The organism is Methylobacterium sp. J-048, from assembly GCF_022829515.1.
In the GTDB taxonomy this organism is placed as follows: domain Bacteria; phylum Pseudomonadota; class Alphaproteobacteria; order Rhizobiales; family Beijerinckiaceae; genus Methylobacterium.
This window is the reverse complement of the sequence record NZ_JAKSYL010000309.1, coordinates 1-24,983: the sequence shown is the minus strand read 5'-3', so window position 1 is coordinate 24,983 and position 24,983 is coordinate 1. Positions and strand designations below refer to the sequence as shown.

Genomic DNA, 24,983 nt, shown 5'->3' with positions numbered 1-24,983 from the left:
GTACGATCTATCGACCGCGTGAAGAAGGGGTTCTTCCCGAAGGGCTCGAAGGTGCTCTACGCCCATCGCGGCGGCGCGCCGGCGCTGAACGGCTCCAGCTACACGTTCCGCAACGGATGAGGCCGGTCGGCCAAGCGCAACTCCCATCACCCCCCCTCATCCTGAGGCGCCCGGCGATCGACGATCGCCGGGCCTCGAAGGAGCCCTCCCGGAATCGCGAGACTCCTGGAGCCCGCTTTCGAGGCCTTCGCTGCGCTTCGGCACCTCACGATGAGGTTGTGGTTGGGAGCCGCGACTCTCGCGCACGATCCCCTATATGGCAGCGCCGGACCCGGATCGAAGAGAGCCTGGATGATCGCACCGGCACGCGCGCTGCTCCTCGGGCTTCTCGTCAGCCTCGGAGGCCCCGGGGCGCAGGCCGCCTCGGGCCCGGCCGTGGAGGCCGAGACCGGCATGGTGGTGTCGTCCCAGCGCCTGGCCTCGCAGGTGGGCGCCGACATCCTGAAGGCCGGCGGCAACGCCATCGATGCCGCGGTGGCGGTGGCCTATGCCGAGGCGGTGGTGAACCCGTGCTGCGGCAATATCGGCGGCGGCGGCTTCCTGGTCCTGCACCGGGCCGACGGAAAAAGCCGCTTCGTCAACTTTCGCGAAAAAGCCCCCGGGGCGGCCAGCCGCGACATGTATCTCGACGCCGACGGCACCGTCGTCAAAGGCGCGAGCCTGCGCGGCTGGAAGGCGGCGGGCGTGCCCGGGACCGTGCTCGGCCTCAACACCGCGCTCGCGGAATACGGGACCCTGCCGCTGGCCCGGGTGATGGCCCCGGCGATCGCGCTCGCCCGGGACGGCTTCGTGCTCACCCGCGGCGACACCGACATCCTGGAATCCGGCACGAAGCTGTTCGCCGGGCAGGCCAACGTCGCGCAGGTCTTCCTGCGCCCGGACGGCAGCCCCTGGCGGCCCGGCGACCGGATGGTCCAGGCCGGCCTCGCCCGCACCCTCCAGGCCATCGCCGAAGGCGGCTCGGACGCGTTCTACAAGGGCGCGATTCCCCGCCAGGTCGAGGCGGCGTCCCGGGCCGGGGGCGGGCTGCTGACGGCTTCCGACTTCGCCGCCTACACGGTGACCGAATCCGAGCCGCTGACCTGTCGCTACCGGGGCGCCACCATCCTGTCGGCGCCCCCGCCCTCGTCCGGCGGCACGACGCTCTGCGAGATCTTGAGCATCCTCGACGGCTACGACCTGCGGGCGGCCGGCTTCAATTCCGCCCGGACCGTGCACCTGATGGTCGAGGCGATGCGGCGCGCCTATGCCGACCGCAACATCCTGCTGGGCGACCCGGATTTCGGCGCCAATCCGGTGGCGCAGCTGCTGTCGCGGGCTTACGCCGAGCAGCAGCGGGCCACGATCCGGCCGGACCGGGCGACCCCGTCCGCCGAGATCCGCCCGGCCCCCGAAAACCTCCCGCAGGAGAAGCCCGAGACCACCCACATCTCGGTGATGGACAAGGCCGGCAACGCGGTCTCGCTCACCTACACGATCAACGGCTATTTCGGCGCCGGGGTGATGGCCGGCGACACCGGGTTCTTCCTCAACGACGAGATGGACGATTTCACCGTCAAGCCCGGGGTGCCGAACCTGTTCGGCCTGGTCCAGGGCGCCCGGAACGCGATCGCGCCGGGCAAGCGCCCGCTCTCGTCGATGGCGCCGACCCTCGTGCTGCGCGACGGCAAGGTCGCCCTGGTGGCGGGCTCGCCGGGGGGCTCGCGGATCATCACGATCAACGCCCAGACGCTGATCAACATGCTGGATTTCGGCATGGAGCCGCAGGAGGCGGTGGACGCCCCGCGCATCCATCACCAATGGCTGCCCGACACGGTCTATGCCGAGCCGTTCGCGCTCTCGGCGGACACGCAAGCGATCCTGCGGGGCATGGGCCACACGATCGTCGAGCAGAAACCCTGGGGCGCGCAGGAGCTGATCGCGGTCCGCGCCGCCGTGCCGGATGCCGCCGATGCGGCCTCCTCGGGCAACGACGCCACGCGCACGGAGCGGATGCGCCCGGGCCTGCTCTACGGCGCCAACGACAACCGGAGGCCGGCCGGGGCGGCGGTGGGGGAGTAGGAACGCGGCTTGATTAACGACAACTCCAAATCTACGATACAATGGGTGTCGTAATGCTATCTCAATCAATTGAGAAGTCGAAATGCCCTTTTCGAAAGCCCGCTGGCGCAAGGCAACTGATATAAATCGCAAATATGCTATTTTCGAATTGGTTCATGAGGAAAATATATTGTTAGATATTTGGTTTTCAGACAATGGTGCGCTTGAGGTAAGCTTTCATAGGGGAATCTCAAACACCGCTGTAAATTGGGATCAATTTACTAACGTTATTGCCGATGGCATGAGAATTGCCGAGTCAGATAAATAGCCGTCTTTCGAGATGGCTGCGCGTGCGTGTCAATCGCTGTCCTAGCTCTCAACCCTGGTCGGCGGCTTCCCGGGCGACTTCGCGGAAGCCGATGTCCCGGCGGCAGAAGCCCTCCGGCCAGTCGATCCGGGCGACCGCCGCGTAGGCGCGGTCCTGGGCGTCGGTGACGCTGTCGCCGAGCGCCGTCACCGCCAGCACCCGGCCGCCATCGGCCAGGAGCTGCCCGTCCTCGGCCCGGGTGCCGGCCTGGAACACGAACACGCCGTCGCCCTCGGCCGCCTCGACGCCCCTTATCACCGAGCCCCGGACCACGGTGCCCGGATAGCCGGCCGCCGCCATCACCACGGTGAGCGCCGCCCGGTGGGGGTCGAATTCGAGCGTGACCCCGGAGAGGTCACCTTCGCTCGCCGAGAGCAGAGCCGGCACGAGGTCGGAGGCGAGGCGCGGCATCAGCACCTGCGCCTCGGGATCGCCGAAGCGGGTGTTGTACTCGATCAGCTTGGGGCCGTCCGCGGTGAGCATCAGGCCGGCGTAGAGGATGCCCGTGAAGGGGCAGCCCCGCGCCCGCATGCCGGCCAGCGTCGGCAGGATGATCTCGGCCATGACCCGGGCCTCGATCTCCGGGGTCACCACCCGGGCCGGGGAATAGGCACCCATGCCGCCGGTGTTGGGACCGCGGTCGCCGTCGAACACGCGCTTGTGGTCCTGCGCGGTGCCCAGCGGGATCGCCCGGGTGCCGTCGCACAGGGCGAAGAAGCTCGCCTCCTCGCCGAACAGGCATTCCTCGACCACCACCTCGGCGCCGGGATCCTCGAACAGCGACGCCAGGGCGTCCTCGGCCTGGTCCAGGGTCTCGGCGACGGTGACGCCCTTGCCGGCGGCCAGCCCATCGGCCTTCACGACGATCGGGGCGCCCTGCTGGCGGACATAGGCGAGCGCCGGCTCCAGGGCGGTGAAGCGCGCGAAGGCGGCGGTGGGGATGCCGCAGGCGGCGCAGAGATCCTTGGTGAAGCCCTTGGAGCCCTCGAGCCGCGCCGCGTCGCGGGTCGGCCCGAAGGTGCGGATCCCGGCGATCTTCAGGTCGTCGACCAGCCCGGCGACCAGCGGCGCCTCGGGGCCGACCACCACGAGGCCGATGGACTCGGCAGCGCAGAAGGCCGCCACCGCGGCGTGGTCGGTAACCTTGAGATCGGGCAGGTTGGTGCCGTGCCGGGCGGTGCCGGGATTGCCCGGCGCCGTGAACAGGCAGGTACAGAGCGGGCTCTTGGCCAGGCGCCAGGCCAACGCGTGCTCGCGTCCCCCCGAGCCGATCAGCAGAATGTTCATGCGCGCGCCACCATGGGCCCTGCTTCTGGGCCAAGCGTGCGGACGGGAAAAGGTTTTTTTCGGGCTGTCCCCGCTATGCCCGGACCCGTGAGCCTCAGCAGCCGATGCACACGCTGGTGTTGAGCCCGCCCCGGGGCGCCCGCGCGATCCCGTGCCGGCCGACCCGGCGCCCGCCGTAGACGCCATAATACGGCGCGTGAGGCTGGAACTGGACGTTGCGCTGGAACTGCTGGTTCAACGTGTTGTAGTCGGTGACCCGCTGCTGGTTGAGCGTGCGGATCTGGCTCTGCAGGGCGAACGAGGAATTGGCCGCGTTCGGGTCGTTCGGCTGCACCTGCGCCCCAGCGGCGCCCGCCGGGAGGGCGAGCGCCAGGGCGAGGAACGCGCGGGCGAGGGCGCGCATCGGTCTCTCCGTATCAGGCCTGAATACTGTCCATCTCATCGACGCATCGAGGCTCGATCAAGTTCCAAGCGTTATGGTGACGCGCTCGCTGACGCCGAACCGGCATCCACTTCGTCGGCGAGCGCTTCGGCCGCGTCAACCCGGCACGACCGGCGCCTTGACCGGCGACAGGGCGTCGATCTGCTTGGGATCGAGCCCGGTATGGGCCTGCACCAGGGGATGCGGGGTCAGCGCCAGCCACTGGTTCAGCGAGATGTCGGCGTAGCGCGGGCTCTTGAACATCTCCAGGAAGGTCAGCGTCGTGTCGCCGGTATTCTCGATGTAGTGGCCCATGGCGTAGGGCACGTAGCCGACATCGCCGGCCTGGTAGTCGAAGGTGCGGGCCTTCGATTCCGAGCCGAACACCGTCATCCGGCCCTTGCCCGAGAGGTAGTACTGCCACTCGTCGCCGTTGGGGTGCCAGTGCAGTTCGCGCATCCCCCCGGGTTCGACCTCGACCAGCGCCGCCGCGATCGTCGCCGAGGCCGGGAACACCGTGGAATCGGTGATCCGCACGCGCCCGCTCTTGGTGCGGATCGGCTCCTGCGCCAGCATCCGGTGGCTGAAGGTTTTCGGGATCTGGCCGGCGCCGCCCATGAGGTCGGCCGAGAGCGGGCCCGGCTTGGGCCCGGGGAAGATGTAGAGCTCCTTCTCGGGGATCTTGCCCAGCGCGCTCTCGGGCACGCCGAGGTTCTTGGCCAGGATGTCCTTCGGGGTGTGGGCCAGCCAGTCGGTCAGCAGGAAGGTCGAATCCTCCGAGAAGCCGCCGTCGTCGAACACCAGCAGGAACTCGCAGCCGTCGATCCCGTCGGCCGCCAGCCCCTGGATCGAGTGCGGGATGCCGCCCGGGAAGTACCAGAGGTCGCCCTCGCCGACATCGTCCGCGAAGGTGCGCCCGTCCTGGTCGACCGCGGTGATCCGGGCCTTGCCCTTGATCATGTAGGACCACTCGGCTTCCTTGTGCCAGTGCATCTCGCGGACCACGCCGGCCTTGAGCCGCATGTTGACCCCGGCCATGGCCTTGGAGATCGGCAGCTCGCGCACCGTGGTCTGGCGCGCCCAGCCGCCTTCTTCCAGCCGCATGTGGCTGTCGCTGAACGACCATTTCAGGTTCGGCATCGTGCCGTGGTCGGTGGCCGGCGGGGCCTGGGTGAACGGCTCCTCGGCGGCCCGTGGGTCGTTGGTCGGGCCCAGGATGTCGGCGCCCTTCGAACCGCGCTGGGGCAGGGGGGCGGCGAGGGGGGCGGTAGCGGTCTGCGCCAGGGCAGGGGACGCCATCATCGCACCGCCGGCGGCGGCGATCATGGAACGCCGGGAGATCTCGGTCATGGTGTCTCGGTTGCTTTCTCGAGCATTCGGTCGCGCACCGCCGAAGCGGGGGCCGGTCCGGCGCCAGCGCGCATGGAAACAGGGGCGGACATCCTGCCCCGTCGCGGGGGGTAACCGGCCGGGTCACCGGAGGATCCCGCACATGATCGTGCGCTGCGGCATCTCGCCCGGACCCCGGGCGTGGTCTATGAATTGAATACGATCTTGAATGTGTCCTGGCCGGTCGGCTGGCGGCGCAGGACGCGCAGCGCGACCCGAGGACCAGGATGGCGGACCGGGACAGTTCAGCGGCGGGCGAGGCCGGCGGCCCCGCGCGAAGCGGCCGCCTGTGGGTCGGCCTGCTGGCGCTGGCGGGGGTCGGCCTCCTGGGCTACCGCCACTGGCCGGACCCGTCCCGGGCGGCGAGCCCGCCGCCGTCCGCCGAAGCCAAACCCCAGACCGTGCGGGTGGCCAAGGCCCAGCGGGCCTCCGACACCCTGAGCCTGACCCAGACCGGCACCACCCAGGCCTTCGACACGGCGAGCCTCTACCCGCGGGCCACCGGCTACATCGTCGAGCGCACGGTCGACATCGGCTCCCACGTGAAGAAGGGCGACCTGCTGTTCCGGATCAGCGCCCCCGATCTCGACCAGCAGCTCGTCCAGGCGCAGTCGCAGATCCTGCAATTGCAGGCGGCGCTGATCCAGGCCCGCGCCATGGTCGATCAGGCCGAGGCCAACCGTCACCTCGCGGACGTGACCAACCGCCGGACCTCGACGCTCGCCGGCAGCGGCGCCGAGACCCGGCAGAACGCCGATACCTCGCAGGCCGGGGTGCTGGCCCAGACCGCCAACGTCGACGCCGTGAAGGCGGCCGTGAAGGTCGCGGAGGCCAACATCGCCGCCCAGGAGGCCCAGGTCGCCCGGCTCAAGGTCCTGACCGGCTTCGAGGAGATCCGCGCGCCCTTCGACGGGGTCGTGACCACCCGCAACACCGATGTCGGCGACGCGGTCACGGCCGACACCAACACCGGCCCGCCGCTGCTGACCCTGGCCCGGGACGACGTGCTGCGCATGGCCGTGAACGTGCCGCTCTACGCCGCCGACGGAATCCGCGACGGCCTGGAGGCCAAGGCCGAGGTGGCGCAGATCCCCGGAAAGGTCTTCCCCGGCCGGGTCTCCCGCTCGTCGTCCACGCTGCTCTACGCCTCGCGCACCCTGGTGACGCAGGTCGACATCCCCAACCCGGACGGCGCCCTGCAGGCCGGCCTGTACATCACCCTGACGCTCGCGATCCCGCGGGTCGCCCCCGCCGTGTCGGTTCCGAACGACGCCCTGATCTTCGACCAGGCCGGAACCCGGGTGGCGGTGGTGGAGGCGGGCCAGGACGGGCGCCAGGTGGTGCGGATGCGCCCGGTCACGATCTTCCGCCAGACCGGGACGGTGCTGGAGCTGCGCACCGGCCTGAGCGGCGGCGAGCAGGTCGTGGTCGGGCCGCCGGCCTCGCTGCGCGACGGCGACGCGGTCGCCCTGCAACCCGAGGGCAAGGCCGGGACGTGAGGTCATGAGGCCGGCGCCCGGGTCTCCGGCAGCGTGAGCTGAGCGAGGATCACCTCCAACGCCGCCCGGCTCCGCTTCAGGCTTTCGATGCGATCATCGACGCGGCCGATCTGGCGACGCACCGTCATCCGCAGCTCGTCGCACGGCTCGAACGCGCCTCTCGCATCCAGGGCACAGGGGAGAAAATCGCGAATGACCGGCAGCGTCATGCCGGCTGCGCGAAGCAGGGTGATTCGGAAAACAGCTTCCTCCTCATCCCGACCGTAGTCCCGGTAGCCGGACGCCGTCCGGCCCGGCCTCAGGAGTCCTTCCGCCTCATAGAAGCGCAGCATGCGGATGCTGACGCCCGACCGTCGTGACAGCTCGCCGATCCGCATCGCCCTTGACCCTGACAGCGCTGACACGGTTTACGGCCGGGGCTAGCCGACGTGAAGCACGCGGGAGCAAGCCCATGCGTCAGACCGCTCAATTTCAAACGCTGATCGAGGATCGGATCGCGAATGCGTCCGACCTCGCCCCGCTCGCATTCGCGGGCTTTGCCCATTTCACCGCCCTGCAGGTGCGTGACGGCCGGGTCCGGGGCTTCGACCTGCATCTGGACCGCCTGCGGTCGGCCTCTCTGGCCCTGTTCGGTCGGGCACGGTCGGACGAGTCCGTGCGGCGGTCGATCCGCGACGCCGTCATGCGGGGGCCGGCGGCGATGTCGCTGACCGCCATCCTGTTCTCACGCCGCGGCGAGTTCACGCCCGTCGGCGACCCTTCCGATCCGAGCATCCTCATTCGGACCGGCCCGGCCTCGGACGGGCCCGTCGGGCCCATGCGGCTGGCTGCCGTCGAACACGAGCGCTGGCGTCCCGGGATCAAGCATGTCGGCGAATCCGCCAAGACCTACTTCCTCCGCGAGGCGGTGACGCAGGGCTGCGACGACGCGCTCTTCATCGACCGCACGGGCCGGATCAGCGAGGCGACGATCTGGAACCTAGCCTTCTGGGACGGCGAGGCCGTGATCTGGCCGGAGGCGGACCTGCTGCCCGGCATCACGATGGGCATCCTGCGGCGACAGCTCTCCGCGCTGGGGATCGTCCAGCGCAGCGCACCGGTTCGGCTGGACGCGCTGGGGGCTTTGAACGGCTGCGTCGTGATGAACTCCTGGACGCCTGCCGTCGCGGTGAGCGCGATCGGTGCGGCGACGTTCCCGCAATCGGACGCGCTCGTCACCCTGCTGCAGCGCGCCTACCGTGCCGAGGCCCTGCTTCCGATCTGAGCCCGGCAGCCGTGGTGCATCGCACAGCTTGGGGCCAGCTACAGCGAAGATAAACCGCGCGACTCGGGGCACGCACGCGTATTTCGCCAGGCGCCGCCCCTAGATCCATCCTCTTCGTCCGGATCATGAGAGCGGATTTTATCACGATGGCGGTCAAACTTCTGGGATTTCTGACTGCTATACTTGGTTTATCTCTGATCGGCTTCGGATACAAGCTTGCGGCGGTCGGCGGATCGGCATTCTACGTTTGGATCGGCCTCGGCCTGCTCGCCGCCGGGATCCAGCTCGCCCGGCGCAGCCAGAGCGGCTTCTGGCTCTACGCGCTCACCCTGGCGGCCGCCTTCGCCTGGACGATCCAGGAGGTCGGCTTCGACAAGTGGCAATGGATTCCACGCGGCGCGCTGATCCTGTTCCTCGGCCTGCTGCTGTCCCTGCCGTTCGTGCCCGGGGGCCTGCGGAACGCGCCGAAAAGCCCCTGGGCGCCTGGCCTGCGGAACGGTCCGCTGGCGCTGCGCGTCGTGGTGGCGCTTCTCGCGATCCTCGGCGTCGCAGCCTGGTTCGTCGATCCGGTGGAGACGAAGGGCAGCCTGCCGAAGGTCGCGCAGGCCGGGAACGCAGCGGTCGATCCGAGCGGCGTCGCCTATCCGGCCGATGACTGGGTCGCGTATGGCGGCACCAATCTCGGCCAGCGTTACTCGGCGCTGAAGGACATCGACACCGGCAACGTCCGCGGCCTCAAGGTCGCCTGGGAGCACCACACCGGCGACCTGCGCGAGGGCGACAGCAGGGATTCGAAGGAATACACCTTCGAGGCGACACCCATTAAGGTGAACGGGCTGCTGTATTTTTGCACCCCGCACAGCATCGTCCGGGCCCTGGAGCCGGAGACCGGCCGCGTGGTCTGGTCCTTCGATCCCAAGATGCAGCGGGACGCCCAGTACCAGCACCAGACCTGCCGCGGCGTGTCCTACAACGACTCCGCGACGTACGTGGCGCCGGCCGAAACCGATCCGGCCACCGCCCAGGCGGTCGTGGCGGCAATCGCCGAATGCCCGCGCCGGATCATCGCGGCCTCGGTGGACGCCAAGCTCTACGCCCTGAACGCCGATACCGGCGCGCCCTGCAGGAGCTTCGGCACCGATGGCGCGGTCGACCTGAAGGCGCAGATGCCGGGCCTGCAGCGGGCGACCTACCAGCAGACCTCGGCGCCGCTGGTGACCCGGGATCTCGTGATCCTCGGCAGCGCCATCGCCGACAATTACTACGCGACCAACCCGTCGGGGGCGATCCGCGCCTACGACGTGCGCACCGGCGCGATCGTGTGGAAGTTCGACGCCGGCAAGCCCGACGACACCGCGCCGCTGAAAGCCGGCGAGCTCTACGAGCCGAACTCGGCGGTGGCCTGGACCCAGCTCGCGGCCGACGAGGGCTTGGGCCAGGTCTACGTGCCGTTCGGCAACCGGTCGCCCGACCAGGTCGGCGTGTCCCGCTCCAAGGAAGACGAGGCCTTCATCGACGCCCTGGCGGCCCTCGACCTGAAGACCGGCCGGCTGATCTGGAAGTTCCAGACCGCGGCGCACGACCTGTGGGACCGGGACAACCCGTCCCAGCCGGTGCTGCTGACCCTGCCGCACAAGGGTGCCGCGGTGCCGGCGATCCTGATCCCGACCAAGATCGGCAACGTCTGGGTCCTGGATCGCCGCACCGGCGAGCCGATCGTGCCGGTGGAGCAGGTGAAGGTCTCCACCGAGACCGACATCCCGGGCGAGACCCTGTCGCCGACGCAGCCGATGTCGGCGCTGCGCTTCACCCCGGCCCCGCTGACCGAAGCCGCCATGTGGGGCACGACGCCGTTCGACCAGATCCAGTGCCGGATCACGTTCCGGTCGAACCGCTACGACGGCAACCCGTTCACGCCGCCGCAGGCCTCGGGAGGCTCGCTCGTGTGGCCGGGCAATATCGGGGTGTTCAACTGGGGCTCGGTCGCCGTCGATCCGGTCAACCACTGGATGATCGCGACCCCGCAATACCTGCCCTACATCTACCAGCTGTACCGGCGCCAAGCAGGCGAGCTGAACAAGCGCCTGTTCTCGACCGACCCGGACTCGAAGCCCGGCAACGAGAATCTCGGCGGCCCCTACGCGGTGTCGATCGCCCATATGCGCTCGGCGCTCGGCGTGCCCTGCAACGCGCCGCCCTGGGGCGTGCGGGTCGGGGTGAACCTCGCGGACGGCACCACCGCCTGGAAGCACCGCAACGGCACCGTGGCCGGCCAGAAGGTCGCCGGCGTCACGTTCCCGATCCCGTTCGAGATGGGCATGCTGGCCCATGGCGGCACCCTGACCACGGCCGGCGGCGTCGCCTTCGCGGGCGCCGCCCTGGACGACCTGATCCGCGGCTACGACATGCAGACCGGCGAGACCCTCTGGACCATGAAGCTGCCGGCCGGCGGGCAGGCGACGCCGATGACCTACCGGGGCAAGGACGGCAAGCAATACGTGGTGATCGCCGCCGGCGGCCACGGCTCGCTCGGCACCACGCCGGGCGACTCGGTCATCGCCTACCGGCTCGACTGAGCGCCCGGATGGGGTTTCCAAAGGGCTCAGCCCTTTGGCGGGTCGTCAGGGCGGAGCCCTGACAGGTCACAGACCTTGTGCATCCAGGAGCCTTGCCCGCGGATCCGTGCGGGCGAGGCGGGCCAGCAGGTACTCCACCTCGGCCTTGGCCTGCGGGGTGAGCGCCTGGGACGGCTTGCGCTGGGCGTCGGACGCAAAGATCCCCCGGCGCTGGAAGACGTATTTGCGCACCGCGAGCCCCAGCGGGCCCTGCTGCTGCTCGTAGCGCAGGTAGGGGAGGTGGGCGTCGAACAGGTCGTGGGCGGCGTCGCGCTCCCCCGCCCGGCCGAGGCGGACCACGTCGACCAGCATCTCCGGGAAGGCGTAGCCGGTATTGGCCCCGTCGGCGCCGCGCTCGGTCTCGAAGTCCAGGAACAGGCCGCCATTGCCGACCAGGATGCTGATGTGGCGCATCGATCCGTCCGCCTCGAAGCCGCGCAGGGTCGAGATCTTCTCAAGCCCCGGCCAGTCCTCGTGCTTGAGCATCACGCAGGACGGGTTCTCGGACACGATCCGGCGGATCACCCCCGACGTCATCTGGACCGAGAAGGTGAGGGGGTAGTCCTGAAGCACGAAGGGCACGTCCAGCCCGATCGCCTCGGCGGCATTCCGATAATAGCCGACCACCTGATCGTCGGTGCGCAGGGTGTTCGGCGGCGCGATCATCACGCCGGCCGCGCCCATCGCCATCACCTCGCGGGCGAGCGCCCGCATGGCCGCGAAGCCCGGGGCCGTCACGCCGACGATCACCGGCAGGCGGGTGCGCCCAAGGACCTGCTTGGCGACGGCGAGCCCTTCGTCATGGTCGAGCTTGCCGGCCTCGCCGAGCTGGCCGAGGATCGTCAGGCCATCGACCCCCGAAGCCCCGAAAAAATCGGTCATCCGGTCGAGGGAGACCGCGTCGATCCGGCCGTCCGGGTGGAACGGCGTCGGGGCGATCGGCACGACGCCGCGGAGATCGCTGGTGAGGGGCATGCCGGTCCTGTCCTCCGTCGCGCGGCAAGGAGGCGGCCGCGCGGGCGGGGATCATAGGGCATCCATCCGAAAGGTGGTCGCGGCTTTGCCAAAAAGATCCGATCCCGTCAGGGGCGGGCCTCCGCCGGCCGGCCGACCGGCTGTTCCGGGCGGGGGCGGGCGGCCCGGCCGGGGCGCCCGGCCAAAGCCACCGAGCCCTGCTGCAGGGCGATGAAGGCGAAGAGCAGCAGGCCGGTGGCGATCTTGGTCCACCAGCTCGACAGGGTGCCGTCGAAGGTGATGGCCGTCTGGATCAGGCCGCCGATCATGACGCCCAGGAACGTGCCCAGGATGCCGCCCTGGCCGCCGGTGAGCAGCGTGCCGCCGATCACCACGGCGGCGATGGCGTCGAGCTCGACGCCCACCGCCGAGAGCGGGGTGCCCGAGGCGGTGTCGAGGGAGAACACGATCCCGGCCAGCGCCGCGAGCAGGCTCGACAGGGCGTAGATCGCGATCGTGTTGCGCCCGACCCGCACGCCCATCAGCCCCGTGGTGTGGCGGCTGCCGCCGAGCGCGTAGACGGTGGCGCCGAAGCGCGTGGCGTGGAGCAGCACCCCGCCGACCAGGAACACGGCGAGCATCACGCAGGCCGTCAGGGTCAGCCGCCCGCCGCCGGGCAGGCTCAGGGACAGGTCGGCGACTGCGCTGTAGAGCGGCGCATTGATCGGGACCGACTCGGTGGAGAGCAGGAAGCCGGCGCCCCGGGCCAGGAACATGCCGGCCAGGGTCACGATGAAGGGCGGCATCTCGAAGACGTGGATCAGCGCGCCCATCGCGGCGCCGAACAGGGCGGCGGCCCCGAGCACGATTCCGAAGGCGGCGAGCGGCGGGATCCCCCAGCGGTCGATGGCCAGCGCCAGGAACACCGTGGTGAAGCCGACCACGGAGCCGACCGAGAGATCGATGCCGCCGGAGATGATCACGAAGGTCGTGCCGACCGCGACGATGCCCAGGAAGGCATTGTCGGTGAGCAGGTTGCCGACGACCCGGGTGGTCAGGAAGGCGGGGAACTGGGTCGCGCAGAGGAGGTAGCCGGCCGCGAACAGGAGCGCGGCGACCAGGACCGGGAGGTTGCGGCTCATCACGGCTTCCGCAGCAGCAGGGAAAGGCCCGACAGGCGGGGCGACTGGACGAGGAGCACCGCCAGCACCACCGCGGCCTTGACCACGAGGTTCAGTTCCGGCGGCAGGCCGGAGAGCAGGATGCCGGTGTTCATCGTCTGGATGATGAAGGCGCCGAGCACCGCCAACCACAGGCTGAACCGCCCGCCGAGCAGGGACGAGCCGGCGACCACCACGGCCAGGATCGCGTCGAGCTCCAACCACAGCCCGGCATTGTTGGCGTCCGCCCCCAGGATGTCGGCCGCCGCGACCACGCCGGCGAGCGCCGCGCAGAGGCCGCTCCAGGCATAGACCGCCACCGTCACCGACCGGGTGTCGATGCCGGCGAGCGCGCTGGCGCGGGCATTGCCGCCGGTCGCCTCGATCATCAGGCCGAGCGCCGAGCCGCGCACCAAGGCGAGGGTCAGGAGGAGCGTGCCGAGGACCAGCACCACCGGCATCGGCACCCCCAGCAGCGCGCCGCCGCCCAGGAAGGCCAGATCCGGCGAGGCGAAGGTGACGATGCGCCCCTCGGTGATCAGCTGGGCGATGCCCCGGCCGGCGACCATCAAGATCAGGGTGGCGACGATCGGCTGGATCCGCAGGCTCGCCACCAAAAACCCGTTCCACAGCCCGCAGGCGAGCCCGGTGCCGAGGGCGGCCGCGAGGACCACCGGCAGGGGGTAGCTGTCCGCGAGGCTCGCTGCGACCGCGCCGGCGATGGCCATCACGGCGCCCACCGACAGGTCGATGCCGCCGGTGGCGACCACCAGCACCATGCCGAGCGACAGGAGCGCCACCGGCGCGCCGCGGTTGAACACGTCGACGAGGCTGCCGAACAGGCGCCCGTCCTGGAGATGCACCGCGAGGAATTGCGGGGAGGCGAGCCGGTCGGCCAGGAGCACGGCCGCGAAGGCGAGGAGCTGGGGCGCTCCTGAACGAAGGACGCGCATCAGGCGGGTTCCGGAACCGGTGCGGGTGCCGCCTCGGCGGCGATCGCCCGGAGGATGGCGGTGAGGTCGACCGCACTGCCGGCGAGCTCGGCCACCTGGGCACGGTCGCGCATCACGATCACCCGGTCGGAATAGGTCACGATCTCCTCCAGCTCCGAGGAGATCACCAGCAGGGCCAGCCCCTCGTCGCAGAGCCGGCGGATCAGCCGGATGATCTCCGCATGGGCCCCGACATCGATGCCGCGTGTCGGCTCGTCGAGGATCAGCAGGCGCGGCTCGGTGGCGAGCCAGCGCGCCAGCAGGGCCTTCTGCTGGTTGCCCCCGGACAGGAGCCCGATCGGCCGTTCCGGATCGGGCGGCCGGATGTCGAGCATTGTGACGAAATCGCGGGCGATCTTGTCCTGGGCCGCGCGGCCCAGCGGCCGGAACGGGCCGCGCCGGGCCTGGAGGGCCAGCACGATGTTCTCCCGCACGGTCAGGTCGGCGACGATGCCCTCGGTCTTGCGCTCCTCCGGGCAGTAGCCGAACCGGTGGCGCAGGGCGTCCCGGGGGCCGGCGATCCGGACCGGCTTGCCGTCGAGCAGGATGCGGCCGCGATCGGCCCGCTCGGCGCCGAACAGCAGGCGGGCGGTCTCGGTCCGGCCGGAGCCGAGTAGGCCGGCGAGGCCGACGACCTCGCCGCTGCCCACGGCCAGGTCGACGGGCTGGAGGTAGCCGGCCTTGCCGAGCCCTTCGGCCTGCAGGACCGGCGTCCCGGCCTCGTCCCGCGACGGCCGGTCCGCCTGCTCGGCCCGTGCCTCGGTCTCGGCGAGGTCGTGGCCGAGCATCGTGTGCACCAGCTCGAGGCGCGGGAAGCGCGCGGTCTCGCGCTCCGTCACCAGCCGGCCGTTGCGCAGGACCGTGATCCGGTCGGTGATCGCGTAGACCTGCTCCAGGAAGTGGGTGACGAAGACGATGCCGATCCCCCGCTCGGCGAGGCGACGCATCACGCCGAACAGCACCGTGACCTCATGGGTGTCGAGGCTCGCGGTCGGCTCGTCGAGGATCAGCGCCCGGGCCGAGAGGTCGACCGCCCGGGCGATCGCCACGAGGTGCTGCACCGCCACCGGGTAGCGGCCGAGCGGCGCGCCGACATCGATCGACAGGCCGAAATCCGCGAGCAGCGCGGTCGCGCGCCGGCGCATCTCCCCGGTGCGCACGAGGCCGAACCGCGTCGGCTCGCGGCCGAGGAACAGATTCTGCGCCACGGTGAGGTTCGGCAGCAGGCCGACCTCCTGGTAGACCGTGGCGATGCCCGCCCGCGCCGCGGCTTCCGCCGAGCGCGGGGCGATCGGCTCGCCCTCGAGCCAGATCTCGCCGGCATCGCGCCGGACGACGCCGGTCAGGGTCTTGATGAAGGTCGACTTGCCGGCGCCGTTCTCGCCGAGGAGGGCGTGGATCTCTCCCCGGCGCAAGGTGAAGTCGACCCCTGCGAGGGCCTGGTGCCCGGCAAAGCTCTTCGAGAGCCCGCGGACGGTGAGCAGGATTGAATCGGACACGATGACGATCGCAGAGGTCGAGCGACGCGGGGTGCGTCAGTAGCCGAGGTTCTTCTTGCTGTTGTAGACCTTCAGCGGGTCGTCGGCGGCGGTGTAGAGCTTCGACTCGGTCTGGATCCACTTCGGCGGGACGGTGCCCTTGTCCTTATAGGCCTTGAGCACGTCGAAGGCCGGGCCGGCCATATCGGGGGTGAGCTCGACGGTGGCGTTGGCCTCGCCGGCGGCGATCGCCTTGAAGATGTCGGGCACCGCGTCGATCGAGACCGTCAGGATCTCCTTGCCGGGCTTCAGGCCGGCCTCCTTCATCGCCTGGATGGCGCCGACCATCATGTCGTCGTTGTGGGCGTAGACCGCGCAGATCGAGCGGCCGCCCTCGGCCTTGATGAAGCTCTCCATCACCTCCTTGCCCTTGGCCCGGGTGAAGTCGCCGGTCTGGCTGCGCACGAGCTTGAGGTTGGCGTGGGGCGCGAGGGCGGCGTCAAAGCCCTTCTTGCGGTTGGTGGCGACGCTGGCCCCGACCGTGCCCTGGAGCTCGACCACGTTGCAGGGCTTTTCGCCGACCGTCTTGGCCAGCCAGTTGCCGGCGACCCGGCCCTCCTCGACGCTGTCGGAGGTGACGGCGGTCAGGTAGAGGTCCTTGCCGGCGGGATCGATGTCGCGGTCGAGCAGGATCACCGGGATCTTCGCGTCGCGGGCTTCCTTGAGCACGGAATCCCAGCCGGTGGCGACCACGGGCGCGAGCAGGATCGCGTCGACCCCCTGCGCCACGAAGGACCGGATCGCCTTGATCTGGTTCTCCTGCTTCTGCTGCGCGTCGGCGATCTTGACGGTGATGCCGCGCTTCTTGGCCTCGTCCTTGGTCACGGTCGTCTCGGCGGCGCGCCAGCCGGATTCGGAACCGATCTGCGAGAACCCGACGGTCAGCGAAGCGGCCTGGGCCCCGCCGGCCCACGCGAAAATCGCGCCCGCGAGCATGGCCTTGATGGAAATGGTCCCTCTCATCGACGTCCCCCCATTTGAATGCGTCCGCCGCCTCTTCAGAGCGATCGGTCAATATATGTATGACATATGCGTGGCGTGTTGAACAGCCGGTCTCGCAACGCATCCCTGGGGGTCACCGGGCCTGTGGGCGAGGCGAGGGCGCCGGCGCTCTTCGCGCCGGAACAGCGGCAGCACGCCCGGGGAAACAGCACCTTATCCTAGACCTTTGTTATCGTTACGTGATTTCTGAAGGATGGAGGCCGTGCTTCCGCATCGGGTTTCCGAGGCGCGCCTTTCGCCTTTGCCGTCGCGCGAGTCGGCAGATGGGTTGGCGCGCACGTGCCAGCTTGCCGACGGGTGGCGGGTAAGTGATTCGCCGAGCCGGCAGTTCCTCGGTGACATAATTGTATGAGTTTACGAAGGGCCGAATGGGACCCACGCGGATCTCCCTCCCCCCTCTGCGGGGGAGGGCGCAGCTTCTCTGGGGCTACCTTCTTTCCAAACCGCGGGCCTGGGCCATCCCTCAGTCGGGGCAAGCGGCTCGGCAAACAAAAAAACCCTGCCCGACCGGGCAGGGTTCTCGTCGTTCGAGCCGTCGGAAGCAGGGAGCCGGACGGCAAGAATCCGTCCGGCCCGCCAGGCTCAGCCCAGGAGCTTGTCCAGGGTGATCGGCATCTCGCGCACCCGTACGCCGGTGGCGTGCCAGACCGCGTTGGCGATGGCGCCGACCGTGCCGGTGATGCCGATCTCGCCGACGCCCTTCACCCCGAGGGCGTTCACCACGGAATCGTCCTCGTGGACCAGGATCGCCTCCATGGCGGGAATGTCGGCGTTCACCGGCACATGGTACTCGGCCAGGTTGTCGTTGAGGAAGCGTCCGGTGCGCGGGTCCATCTCGGCCCGCTCGTGCAGGGCGAAGGACAGGCCCCAGATCATCCCGCCGTAATACTGGCTCTGGACCAGCCTGGGGTTGATCACCCGGCCGGCCGCGAAGGCGCCGACCAGCCGGCTGACGCGGATCTGGCCGAGATCGGGGTCGACCTTCACCTCGGCGAAGACCGCCCCGTGGGCGTGCATCGCGTAGGATTTCTGGGCCGCCGGGTCGGCCCCGGCCTTGCCCTGGCCCTCGATGCTGGCCCGCCCGGCCCGCTTGAGGATGTCGGCGAACGCTTCGCTGCGGCTCGGGTCGTCGCGCCGGGTCAGGCGCCCGCCCGCGGCGGTGACGCCGGCATTGCCGGCGCCGTAGAGCGGGGAGGCGGGATCGTCGGTCGCCAACTTGGCCAGTTGGGCGATCACGTCCTGGGCGGCCGCGTGGATCGCGTTGCCGGCGGTGGCGGTGTGGCCCGAGCCGCCCGCGATGCCGGCATTCGGAAGATCGGAAGACCCCATCCGGAAGGTCAGCGCCTCCATGCCGATTCCGAGCCCGTCGGCGGCGATCTGGGCCAAAGCCGTCCAGGCGCCCTGGCCCATGTCGATCGCCCCGAGCTCCACCGTGCCGGTGCCATCGGCGCGAATCTCGGCCCGGGCCATCCCCTCGAAGATCAGGGCCGGGAAGGTGGCGGTGCCCATGCCGATGCCGACGAGGAAGCCGTCCTTGTCCCGGGTCTGGCGGGGCTGAAGCGGGCGGCCCGCCCAGCCGAACGCCTCGGCGCCGCGCCGGTAGCACTCGCGCAGGGCCTTGGAGGAGAACGGCTTGCCGGTGATCGGCTCGACCTCGGCGTAGTTGGCCAGCCGGAACTCCAGCGGGTCCATGCCGAGTTCGTGCGCCATCTCGTCCAGCGCGCTCTCCAGGGCGACGCTGCCGGTGGCCTCGCCGGGCGCGCGCATGAACAGGGGCGTGCCGGTATCGAGCCGCACCGCCTCGTGCCGGATGGCGATGGCGGGGCTGGCGTAGAGGGTGCTGGTCGCCCGACCGGCCGGCTCGAAGAAGTCGTCGAAGCTCGACGAGGCGGTGAGGATGTGGTGGTCGAGCGCCGTGAGCTTGCCGGCCGCGTCGGTGCCGAGCCGCAGCGTCTGCCGGGTCGGGCCGCGATGGCCCATCGGGCCGTACATCTGCGAGCGGGTCGGCACCAGCTTGACCGGCCGCCCGACCATCCGGGCCGCCATGCAGGCCAGCACCTGCGGCCCCGAGGGCACGCCCTTCGAGCCGAAGCCGCCACCGAGATAGGGGCTTTCGATGTGGATATCGTCGGGCCGGATCCCGAACAGCCCGGCGAGCCTACCTTGCGAGATCGCCAGGCCCTGGGTCGGCATGTGGAGGGTCAGCCGGTCGCCGTCCCACTGAGCCAGGGCGGCGTGCGGCTCCATGGCGTTGTGGTACTGGGCCGGCGTCTCGTAGGTGGCCGCGATGGTGCTGGACGCGGCCGCCAGGCCCGCCTCGACGTCGCCGTCGCTCTCGGCCGGGGGCGCGCCGACGCCGACGGAATCCGGGGTGAACACGTTGCCCGCGTCGAGGCCGATCCGGGGCGTCTCAGCCGCGTAGGTCGGCGCCAGCAGCCGGGCGCCCTCGGTGGCGGCTTCCAGCGTCTCGGCGATCACCACGGCGATCGGCTGGTTGGCGTAGCGGACCCGGTCGTTCTGCAGCAGGTCGAGGCGGAAGATGAACGGCCCGGCCTTGGCGTCCGGGTCCTGGGCGAGTTTCGGGGCGTTCTCCGGGGTCATCACCGCGACGACGCCGGGATGGGCCTCGGCGGCGGACCGGTTCAGGCCGGTGACCCGGCCCTTGGCGATCCGGGCGACGCAGAGCGCCGCGTGGAGCGTGCCGGGGGGCAGATTGTCGGCGGAGAACCGGGCCTGGCCGGTCACCTTGAGGGGGCCGTCCCGCCGGGTCAGCGGCTGGCCGATGCTGGAGCCGTGGCGGGTGCCGGCGGCGGGATTCAGGGGTGTGGCGGTCGCGGTCATGCGGTCTGTCCTCAGACGATGCCGAACGGGGAGGCGGGAAGGGCCGGGATCCGGGCGGGGGTGCCGGCCGCCGCGAGCGTCAGCGCCCGGACCGCGACGCGGCGGGCGAGCTCGATCTTGAAGGCGTTGGCCTCACCGGTGGGCTTGGCGCCGTCCAGCGCCAGGGCGGCGGCCCGACCATAGGCCTCGGGGGAGGGTGCCTGGCCGGCGAGCGCGGCCTCGGCCGCCTCCACCCGCCAGGGCTTGAGCGCCAGCCCGCCGAAGGCGAGCCGGGCCCGCCCGATCGTTTCGCCGTCGAACGTGAGGGCCGCCGCCGCCGAGACCACCGCGAAGGCGTAGGAGGTGCGGTCGCGGACCTTGAGGTAGCGGGCGTGGCCCCGGAACGACGCCGCCTCCGGGGGCAGCCGCAGGGCGGTGATCAGCTCGGCCGGGCGGAGCGCCGTCTCGTGCTCCGGGTGGTTGCCGGGCAGGTTGTGGAACGCGGTCAGCGGCACCTCCCGGGCGCCGTCCGGCCCGGCGATCTCGACCACGGCATCGAGGGCGGCGAGGGGCACGCAGAAATCGGACGGGTTGGTGGCGATGCACTGCTCGCTCCAGCCCTGGACGGCGTGGATCCGGGTGGCGTGCCCGAGCGCCGCGCAGCCGGAGCCGGGTTCGCGCTTGTTGCAAGGCGAGACCGCGTCGGTGAAGAACGGGCAGCGGATGCGCTGCATCAGGTTGCCGCCCACCGTGGCGGCGTTGCGCAGCTGGGCCGAGGCGCCGGCCAGCAGGGCCTCGGCCACCATCGGGTAAGTTTTGGAGAAGGCCGGGTCGTGCGCGAGGTCGCTGTTGCGCACCAGGGCGCCGATCCGGGTGCCGCCGTCCGGCAGTTGCTCGATGCTGGACAGACCCGGCAGCCGGGTGATGTCGACGATCCGGGCGGGAGCGGTGACGCCGCCCTTCATCAGGTCGACCAGGTTGGTGCCGGCGGCGAGATAGGCGGTGTCGGGCTGCTGTCCGGCCGCGACGGCTTCCGGCAGGCTCGCGGGGCGGATGTAGTCGAAGTTCCTCACGCCGCGTCCTCCCGGTGCTCGACCTGTCCGGTGGGTCGCGACGCCTCCTGCACCGCGTCGAGGATGCCGGCATAGGCGCCGCAGCGGCAGAGGTTGCCGCTCATGCCCTCGCGGATGCGCTCGGGATCGGTGCCGGCCTGGCCCTCGCGGATCAGCCCGACCGCGCTCATGATCTGCCCGGGGGTACAGAACCCGCACTGGAAGCCGTCATGGGCGATGAAGGCGGCCTGGACCGGGTGCAGCCGGTCGCCCTCGGCCAGCCCCTCGATGGTCAGGATTTCGGCGCCGTCGAGGCTCACGGCGAGCGTCAGGCAGGCATTGATCCGCCGCCCGTCCACCAGCACCGTGCAGGCGCCGCACTGGCCGCGGTCGCAGCCCTTCTTGGCACCGGTCAGGCCGAGCCGTTCGCGCAGGAGGTCGAGGAGGGTGACGCGCGGATCGTCGAGGGCGATCTCACGGGCCTGCCCGTTCAGGGTGAGCCTGAGGGGAATGGTCATGCTGGGTCCCGGCTGGCAAAGGCTGGAACCGTTACAGATAGCCGGCACCCCGCCCCCGACGAGGCCCGGGGCGGGTCTTATGTGCGCCACCTCACAGACCGGTGCGCTTGCGCGGATCGGCTTACTTGACCGTCACCTCGGAGACCGACTTGAGAACGGTCTTGCCCTTCGTGGTCTCGATCTCGACGGCGGGCTCGTCCTTCGAGGCCTCGCGCTTGACCGTGTTGCCCTTGATCGTCTTCTCGACGTCCTTGGTGTGGACCTTGGTCACCTCGCCCTCGACGGTGCCCTTGCCCCACTTGTAGGTGACGTCGTCGCCGGTCTTCACGGTCGCCTTGCTCATCCGCGCGCTCCATCCTTGTCGGTGCGGGAGAAGGCCGCCGCGGGCGGCGGCGTTCCCGGGCTTCCACGGCCGGGATGCCGCAGGCCCGGGCACGGCGGGGTACCCCGGACGGCGCGATCTCTGGTATCCTGCCGGGCATCCTGAGGAGGGTGGCGCCATGGATCTTTCACGCGCGGACCGTGAGGCGCGGATTCGGGCCCTGCGCGAGACCCTGGACGCTTCCATCGCGACCGGTGGTCAGGTCAGCGAGGCCGAGATCGATGCGGCTCTGGACGCCGCGGACCGGGCTCTCGCTGACCGCTTCCCGTCGGCGGGGGATGATGGTGAGGGAAGGCCTAGTTCTCCCACTTGATCAGCACTTGTACCGACATTCGAACACCCACCCTGTCATTCCGGGGCCGTGAAGCGGAGCCCGGAATCCAGAAACGCAGGTGGTGCGAAGTCCTGCACCTTCAGAGGCTCTGGATTCCGGGCTCGCCTGCGGCGCCCCGGAATGACGTGGGCATCTATACGGCGACCGCTCTATCACCGATCGAAGAGTCACTCCGACACGTGGCAATCAGGCCTCAGCGCCCGACTTCCCCGCGCAACGCCGCGACCATCGCCTCCACGGTCGCCTGCGCGGTGTCGCCGAGGTCGATGTCGGTCTCGCCGGCGGTGACGAGGCCGCGCTCCTCCAGCTCCTTCACGCCCGCCGGGTCGGCCTCGTGGCCCGCGCCGTCCTTGCGGATGACCGAGGTGACCCGCTCGCCGCTGACGAGGCGGTGATAGGCCGCGAAGGCGAAGATCGAGAGCGCCTTGTCGGAGAGTCCGTTCACATCGTCGGCCATCGAGCCCTCCATCGAGACGGGTTGGACTGACGGAACGCCGCCCGCCGCCGACGGGGTCCGGGAGCGGGCAGGGGTGCGACGATCCGGTGCGACGATCCGGTGCGACGATGGCGGCGCCGGCGGGGGTTCGCCGGACCGGTGAGCCCGCTTCGCCCCGCGACAGCCTTCCTGCTACTCTGCCGCCCTCATGACTGCGACACGCGATCAGACCGAAGTGGAACCGAGCCCCAACGCGCCCGAGGATCCTGCCGCGCCGGGTCTCGCGCCGCCCGATCTCGGCTACCGCCTGCGCCAGCAGGTGATCCTGTCCGAGTTCGGGGTCGAGGCCCTGCGCGGCACCGACGTCGACCACCTGCTGCAGCGGGCCGCGGAGCTGTGCGCGCAGGGGATGGGCGCCGAGTTCTGCAAGGCGCTGGAATACCGCCGCGGCGAGGACACGCTGCTGGTGCGCGCCGGCGTCGGCTGGGGGCCGGACGTGATCGGGCAGGCCCGGGTCGGGGCCGATCTCGCCTCCCCGGCGGGCTTCGCCCTCAAGACCGGCCGGCCGGTGATCTCGAACCACCTCGCCGAGGAGACCCGGTTCCGCACGCCCCAGCTCATGGCCGACCACGGCATCCGCCGGGCGATCAACGTGCTGATCGAGAACCGGGACGGCGCCTTCGGGGTGCTGGAGGTGGACGACACCCGCGAGGGCATGTTCGAGACGGCCGACATCGCCTTCATGCAGGGCTTCGCCAACCTGCTCGGCGGCGCCATCGAGCGCCAGCGCACCGAGAGCCTGCTGCGCGCCGCCCTCGCCCGGCAGGACCTGCTCGCCCGCGAGATGAGCCACAGGGTCAAGAACAGCCTCGCCATCGTGGCGAGCCTGCTCGCTCTCCAGGCCCGCGCCGCCGAGGCGGAGCCCGCCGTGCAGGCGGCCCTGTCGGATGCGCGCAGCCGCGTCGAGGCGATCGCCGGCGTCCACGACCAGCTCTGGCGGCAGGACGACCGGGCCGGCGAGAAGGCCGGGGACGGGGAGGGCGTGCCCGGGGAGCTCGACCTCGCGCCGTTCCTGGAGAAGCTGGTGGCCAACCTCGCCAGCGGCGCGCCGGGCCAGACCCTCACCTGCACGGCGGCGGCGCAGCGGATCTCGGCCGACCGGGCGATCCCGATCGGGCTCCTGGTCAACGAGCTCGTCACCAACGCGCTCAAATACGCCTACCCGCCCGAGACCCATCCGAACGGCGGCGCGATCCGGGTCCGGGCCGAGCGCGCACTCGACACCCTGGTGGTCGAGGTCGCCGACGACGGCGTCGGGCTGCCGGCGGATTTCGAGATCGGCCGCGCCTCGAAGAGCCTCGGCATGCGGGTGGTCGGCAGCCTGACCCGGCAGCTCGGCGGCACCCTCACGGTGCCGCAGGCGGGGCAGGGCGCCTGCTTCCGGCTCGACGTCCCGCTGGCGACCTGACCGGGCGGACAGGTCGCGGGGGTTGCAGCGATCGGCAGGCAGGCGCGTTGCCGCCGGCGCAGGGTCTTTCATGTCGCATCACCCGATAGCCGACAACCGCCTTTCGGGATGATGCCCACGCGCGCAGGATCAACAGGGACGATGGCACAGATGAAACCGCGCGTGGCCCTCGGGCTCCAGGGGGGCGGCTCCTACGGGGCCTATGGCTGGGGGGTGATCGACCGGCTGCTGGAGGAGCATATCGAGATCGTCGCGGTCAGCGGCGCCAGCGCCGGCGCGCTGAACGGCGCCGCCCTGGTGGCGGGCCTCGCCACTGGCGGCGACGACGGCGGCCGGGAGGCCCTGGAGCGGCTGTGGCGGGCCACCGCCGAGCGCTCGCCCCTGCGCGGCTTCGAGGGGTTCGGGACCACTTTCGACCCGTTCCTGGACCCGTTCGTCGCCCGGTCCCTGGCCCTGTTCCGCGAGGCCTCGGCCTATGTCTCGCCGTTCCTGCCGACGTTGCGCGACATGCACCTGTTCCAGGCGGTGGTGCGCGCCAGCATCGACCTCGAGACCGTCGCCCGACAGGAGCGGGTGCCGCTCTACGTGTCGGCCACCGACATCCTCACCGGGGCGGCGCGGCTGTTCACCGGCCCCGAGGTCACCCTGAAGGCGCTGATGGCGTCCTCGTGCCTGCCGGAGCTGTTCGCCCCGGTGGAGATCGACGGCCGACGCTACTGGGACGGGGGCTATGCCGCCAACCCGGCCCTGGAGCCGCTGGTGTTCAACGGCCACGGCGCGACCGACCTGATCGTCCTGCAGCTGACCCCGTTCGTCACCGACGCGATCGGCCTGCTGCCCTCCGAGATCGCCGGGCGGGTCAGCGACATCAGCTTCAACGCCTGCCTGATGCGCGACCTGAAGGCGCTGACCGAATTGCAGCGCTACGCCAGGGAGACGGACACGCAGGATACCCGGATGCGCGCCATCGCCGACATCAACATCCACCTGCTCCAGGCGCCCTGCGAGCTGGCCGGGGGCGAGATCAGCAAGCTCGACACCCGCTGGTCGACGATCGGCGCCCTGCGCGACCTCGGCCGCGCCACGGCCGAGCGCTGGCTGGCGGAATCCGGCCACGCGATCGGCGCGGATTCGAGCCTGCAGACCCTGGAGGCCGCGATCGCGCCCTGAGGGCAGGGTCACGGGATTCACTCGTCGCATCGGGCAGTAAGCGCTTGAAGCACTGTGCGTTTCCCCTCCCCCTTGCGGGGAGGGGCAGGGGTGGGGGTGGTGCAGGATCAGGCGCTCCGGTACCTTCTGAGCCACCCCCACCTCCAACTCCTCCCCGCAAGGGGGAGGAGAGCGCGTTCCGGGCATCCGCCAGGGGCCGGGGAGGGGGCTCCAGG

The 24,983-nt window shown here is 70.5% G+C and carries 21 protein-coding genes and 1 pseudogene; 8 read left to right on the top strand and 14 right to left on the bottom strand.

The annotated features are described in order from the left end of the window. From MKL09_RS31905 to MKL09_RS31895, 3 genes and pseudogenes are all read left to right on the top strand, one after another. A pseudogene (locus tag MKL09_RS31905) lies at positions 1 to 120 on the top strand (aminocyclopropane-1-carboxylate deaminase/D-cysteine desulfhydrase family protein); the annotation flags it as partial. A gap of 231 nt (positions 121 to 351) precedes the next feature. Next, on the top strand, positions 352 to 2,121 hold the full coding sequence (gene ggt, locus MKL09_RS31900; RefSeq protein WP_244025945.1) for a gamma-glutamyltransferase: 1,770 nt from the start codon (positions 352 to 354) through the stop codon (positions 2,119 to 2,121). Between the two features lie 82 nt (positions 2,122 to 2,203). Next, the gene (locus tag MKL09_RS31895) at positions 2,204 to 2,428 is read left to right on the top strand and encodes a hypothetical protein (RefSeq protein ID WP_244025944.1); all 225 of its coding nucleotides are present in this window, start codon (positions 2,204 to 2,206) and stop codon (positions 2,426 to 2,428) included. 48 nt (positions 2,429 to 2,476) lie between these two features. Here MKL09_RS31895 and purD read toward each other — a convergent pair whose 3' ends face one another. From purD to MKL09_RS31880, 3 genes are all read right to left on the bottom strand, one after another. Then, positions 2,477 to 3,754 carry a phosphoribosylamine--glycine ligase gene (purD, locus tag MKL09_RS31890; RefSeq protein ID WP_244025943.1) on the bottom strand — a complete coding sequence of 426 codons (1,278 nt, stop codon included), beginning with the start codon at positions 3,752 to 3,754 and terminating at the stop codon, positions 2,477 to 2,479. Between the two features lie 94 nt (positions 3,755 to 3,848). Further along, a complete protein-coding gene (locus MKL09_RS31885) occupies positions 3,849 to 4,157 on the bottom strand; it encodes a hypothetical protein (RefSeq protein WP_244025942.1) in 309 nt (102 codons plus the stop codon). A gap of 135 nt (positions 4,158 to 4,292) precedes the next feature. Next, positions 4,293 to 5,525 carry an oxalate decarboxylase family bicupin gene (locus MKL09_RS31880; RefSeq protein ID WP_244025941.1) on the bottom strand — a complete coding sequence of 411 codons (1,233 nt, stop codon included), beginning with the start codon at positions 5,523 to 5,525 and terminating at the stop codon, positions 4,293 to 4,295. Positions 5,526 to 5,791: 266 nt separating this feature from the next. On the opposite strand from MKL09_RS31880, the gene MKL09_RS31875 reads away from it, so the two are divergent. After that, positions 5,792 to 7,063, top strand: coding sequence for an efflux RND transporter periplasmic adaptor subunit (locus tag MKL09_RS31875; RefSeq protein WP_244025940.1), 1,272 nt, complete (start codon positions 5,792 to 5,794; stop codon positions 7,061 to 7,063). Between the two features lie 2 nt (positions 7,064 to 7,065). Here MKL09_RS31875 and MKL09_RS31870 read toward each other — a convergent pair whose 3' ends face one another. Then, complete coding sequence (locus tag MKL09_RS31870) at positions 7,066 to 7,440, bottom strand: MerR family transcriptional regulator (protein WP_244025939.1); 375 nt, start codon at positions 7,438 to 7,440, stop codon at positions 7,066 to 7,068. A 74-nt stretch (positions 7,441 to 7,514) separates the two neighbouring features. Between MKL09_RS31870 and MKL09_RS31865 the strand changes: the two genes are divergently transcribed. Both MKL09_RS31865 and MKL09_RS31860 read left to right on the top strand, forming a co-directional pair. Beyond that, positions 7,515 to 8,327, top strand: coding sequence for an aminotransferase class IV family protein (locus tag MKL09_RS31865; RefSeq protein ID WP_244025938.1), 813 nt, complete (start codon positions 7,515 to 7,517; stop codon positions 8,325 to 8,327). A gap of 146 nt (positions 8,328 to 8,473) precedes the next feature. Continuing rightward, positions 8,474 to 10,903 carry a membrane-bound PQQ-dependent dehydrogenase, glucose/quinate/shikimate family gene (locus MKL09_RS31860; protein ID WP_244025937.1) on the top strand — a complete coding sequence of 810 codons (2,430 nt, stop codon included), beginning with the start codon at positions 8,474 to 8,476 and terminating at the stop codon, positions 10,901 to 10,903. Positions 10,904 to 10,969: 66 nt separating this feature from the next. Here the strand turns inward: MKL09_RS31860 and MKL09_RS31855 are convergent, their stop codons facing one another. From MKL09_RS31855 to MKL09_RS31810, 10 genes are all read right to left on the bottom strand, one after another. Then, complete coding sequence (locus MKL09_RS31855) at positions 10,970 to 11,917, bottom strand: dihydrodipicolinate synthase family protein (RefSeq protein WP_244025936.1); 948 nt, start codon at positions 11,915 to 11,917, stop codon at positions 10,970 to 10,972. Positions 11,918 to 12,024: 107 nt separating this feature from the next. Continuing rightward, the gene (gene yjfF, locus MKL09_RS31850) at positions 12,025 to 13,038 is read right to left on the bottom strand and encodes a galactofuranose ABC transporter, permease protein YjfF (RefSeq protein ID WP_244025935.1); all 1,014 of its coding nucleotides are present in this window, start codon (positions 13,036 to 13,038) and stop codon (positions 12,025 to 12,027) included. Further along, a complete protein-coding gene (locus MKL09_RS31845; protein WP_244025934.1) occupies positions 13,038 to 14,009 on the bottom strand; it encodes an ABC transporter permease in 972 nt (323 codons plus the stop codon). The genes yjfF and MKL09_RS31845 overlap by 1 nt, the downstream gene beginning before the upstream one ends. Next, a complete protein-coding gene (locus tag MKL09_RS31840; protein ID WP_244025933.1) occupies positions 14,009 to 15,547 on the bottom strand; it encodes a sugar ABC transporter ATP-binding protein in 1,539 nt (512 codons plus the stop codon). Before MKL09_RS31840 ends, MKL09_RS31845 begins: the two co-directional genes overlap by 1 nt. Before the next feature lie 36 nt (positions 15,548 to 15,583). Further along, entirely contained in the window at positions 15,584 to 16,549 is a 966-nt protein-coding gene (gene ytfQ, locus MKL09_RS31835; protein WP_409567032.1) for a galactofuranose ABC transporter, galactofuranose-binding protein YtfQ, read from the bottom strand. Between the two features lie 621 nt (positions 16,550 to 17,170). Further along, a complete protein-coding gene (locus tag MKL09_RS31830; protein WP_244025932.1) occupies positions 17,171 to 19,429 on the bottom strand; it encodes a xanthine dehydrogenase family protein molybdopterin-binding subunit in 2,259 nt (752 codons plus the stop codon). An 11-nt stretch (positions 19,430 to 19,440) separates the two neighbouring features. Continuing rightward, a complete protein-coding gene (locus tag MKL09_RS31825) occupies positions 19,441 to 20,481 on the bottom strand; it encodes an FAD binding domain-containing protein (RefSeq protein WP_244025931.1) in 1,041 nt (346 codons plus the stop codon). Beyond that, on the bottom strand, positions 20,478 to 20,978 hold the full coding sequence (locus tag MKL09_RS31820) for a (2Fe-2S)-binding protein (protein WP_244025930.1): 501 nt from the start codon (positions 20,976 to 20,978) through the stop codon (positions 20,478 to 20,480). The genes MKL09_RS31825 and MKL09_RS31820 overlap by 4 nt, the downstream gene beginning before the upstream one ends. Before the next feature lie 121 nt (positions 20,979 to 21,099). After that, on the bottom strand, positions 21,100 to 21,321 hold the full coding sequence (locus MKL09_RS31815; RefSeq protein ID WP_244025929.1) for a DUF2945 domain-containing protein: 222 nt from the start codon (positions 21,319 to 21,321) through the stop codon (positions 21,100 to 21,102). Positions 21,322 to 21,887: 566 nt separating this feature from the next. Further along, a complete protein-coding gene (locus MKL09_RS31810; protein WP_007560496.1) occupies positions 21,888 to 22,151 on the bottom strand; it encodes a hypothetical protein in 264 nt (87 codons plus the stop codon). 187 nt (positions 22,152 to 22,338) lie between these two features. On the opposite strand from MKL09_RS31810, the gene MKL09_RS31805 reads away from it, so the two are divergent. Then, positions 22,339 to 23,598, top strand: coding sequence for a sensor histidine kinase (locus MKL09_RS31805; RefSeq protein WP_244025928.1), 1,260 nt, complete (start codon positions 22,339 to 22,341; stop codon positions 23,596 to 23,598). A gap of 141 nt (positions 23,599 to 23,739) precedes the next feature. Next, a complete protein-coding gene (locus tag MKL09_RS31800) occupies positions 23,740 to 24,768 on the top strand; it encodes a patatin-like phospholipase family protein (RefSeq protein WP_244025927.1) in 1,029 nt (342 codons plus the stop codon). Positions 24,769 to 24,983 lie beyond the last annotated feature (215 nt).